Source organism: Acidobacteriota bacterium, assembly GCA_003225175.1.
In the GTDB taxonomy this organism is placed as follows: Bacteria; Acidobacteriota; Terriglobia; order Terriglobales; family Acidobacteriaceae; genus Gp1-AA112.
Window position 1 is genome coordinate 1 of the sequence record QIBA01000154.1, and the last position, 2,466, is coordinate 2,466.

At 52.5% G+C, this 2,466-nt stretch carries 1 protein-coding gene and 1 pseudogene; both read left to right on the forward strand.

What is annotated here, in order from left to right:
* Window positions 1-194: 194 nt before the first annotated feature.
* Window positions 195-707: a hypothetical protein gene (locus DMG62_23935; protein ID PYY20160.1), complete on the forward strand. Its 513-nt coding sequence runs from the start codon at window positions 195-197 to the stop codon at window positions 705-707.
* Between the two features lie 1,109 nt (window positions 708-1,816).
* Window positions 1,817-2,035 (forward strand): annotated as a pseudogene (locus DMG62_23940) (hypothetical protein).
* The last annotated feature ends 431 nt before the right edge of the window (window positions 2,036-2,466 follow it).

Sequence of the window (2,466 nt, forward strand, 5' to 3'; positions counted from 1 at the left end):
AAAAGGCAAGTATCTAGAACTTTTTCCTTGACATGTCACCCCATCTTTGGCAAACCGCTTCGAACAAGATAAAAAACGGCCAGGGCTGAGCTGTCGTAATGACAGCCTTTCTCCCGCCCGGGAAGTGGCGCTTCTGCGAGTAGATTCGCGAGCAGAAGGAAATCAAAGAAGGGCTAACAAAAAAAGGACCGAATATGGGAAAATTTCTTTCTATCGCTGCTGGATTGTCTTTTTTGGTAACATCTAACTCTTTTGGAACTGTTTGGCCATCCGACGGCTCGGCCGCGAATGTTCAGGCAATCCATGATACAAACGCGCATGACGGCGACACGATTACGTTACCCGCTGGAACATTCATCTGGACTGCCGGGGTTAACCTGACCAAGGGGATAACGGTTAGTGGTCAAACAACAATCACCGGCGCAGGAACTGCGAGTTGCACGGCCAACGATCAAACCATCATCATTGATGAGAAACTCCGTGGCATACCTGGATCGTTATTGAACGCTACTATCCCGGCGGGAAAATCATTTCGGCTCACGGGCATCACATTTAGGCGAGGCACAGTAAACATTGTAGGCGGCGACGGCGGGATTCGAGTGAAAAGCAGCGGAGGTCTCGTGCAAAGCGCCCGGATTGACCATTGCCATTTCTATCATCTCGCCTGGGGCGCGATGTTGCAGGTTCGGGTTGGACTTACGGAGTAGACGATCACAATCTGTTCGAGCAGGGCGACGACGCCAATCATTCGCACTTTATTACTAACGGTTCAACGAATGGTCATACTAACGGCAACGGTGCGTGGGCCGATTTTCCTTATTACGGCTCAGAAAAATTTTGGTTCATAGAGGATAACACCATCAAGGGCATAGGTGTTACTACAGTCAGTGGCGGGGTTGATTGCTCCCACGGTGGAAGATATGTGGCCCGGCATAATTACTGGCAAAACGCAACGCCGAACGGCCACGGCACTGAAGGTTCGGCCGTGCGCGGCATGAGAACCATCCAAGTTTATAATAATACGTTTTTTTGGGCAATCCCTTTTAGCGGATCGCAGCGTTCCGGCACCAGCATTTGGCATGATAATACCTGGCTAGGTAGTAATTCTCCCAATGGCACACATACCGGCTTGTCTTATTACCGGCAATATGGTGCCGTTGGCAATGACTTGACGAGTTGGGGAAATGCGGACGGTGAGAATGGATGGGATAAGAACGATCCTCACGGCTTATATTTCAGTGGCACGGCAGCAAGCAATACAACCATCCCCACTGGTGGAGGTAGTGGAACTTTTACTACCGGAACATCCATGACGCCGAACGCTTATCAAGGGATGCAGGTGCGGAACGATCACGCCGGAGCGGCTTATTACCTACATTCGGCTGCCATCCTTAGTAATACCGCCAGAACGATTACCTATTATTATTATGGCGCCGGGGATCGGGGTGCGCCGCTTCTGTTCAATAGCGGCGACCAATTTTCTATCCGCAACGTGTTGATCGGGCTGGATCAAAATGGACGCGGCAAAGGTGATCTGATTACAAGTTCAAGTCCACGGTTTTGGCCTAATGAGCAACAGGAAAGTTGTTTTTCATGGAACAATAAGAATGCCGACACAGGTCAGGTGCTAGGGTACGGCAAAAGTTCAGTTCCAACCGAGCACGAAGGAAGCGATTACGTGAATCTCGGTGCTGGACTGCCAGCCAATCAGATCCCGACACAAGTGACGGCGGCGTATCCTGCTGGGGTGAATGGCGGATCTGCCTATACTAACGAATATACGTATCCGCATCCTTTGGTGACAGGTGACCGAATTCCTACGCCGACCCCGACATCCAGCCCAACGGCTACGGCTACGCCAACAGCTACGGCTACGCACACAGCGACGCCAACGCCCAGGCCGAGTGTCACGCCCACGCCGACTTCCACAGCTACGCGCACGCCAACTCCCACACCTACGGCCACCCCGACTGCGACAGCGACGCCAACTGCAACGCCCACGCCTACGCCGAGTCCAACTCCAAGCGCAACACCGTGTGCAGCACCTACGGTCACGACGAGTGTGGCCAGTAACGTGGCCAGTAGCAGCACAACACTAAACGGGACGGTTAATCCCAGCGGGTGCAGCACAACTGTGCGTTTCCAGTATGGAAGAACGACCAGTTACGGATCCACAACAGCCAACCAGGCCAAGACAGGGAACACGACGCAAAACGTTGCCGCAAACATCAGCGGTTTAACTGGAGGCACCACTTATCATTTCCGGATCGTGGCCACTAACAGCAGTGGCACTAGGTACGGCAGTGACAGGACTTTTACGACACATTAGCGCACAACCTTGAAGATGTGCAAGAAGCGGCCATCGCACGCCAGCAAAAGCAAATTGAAGCACACTCTGCGGGCCTACAGAAAATGAGCGCACAGCTTCAACTGAACAATCCCGCACCGCAAACGGCTCTCAATAAT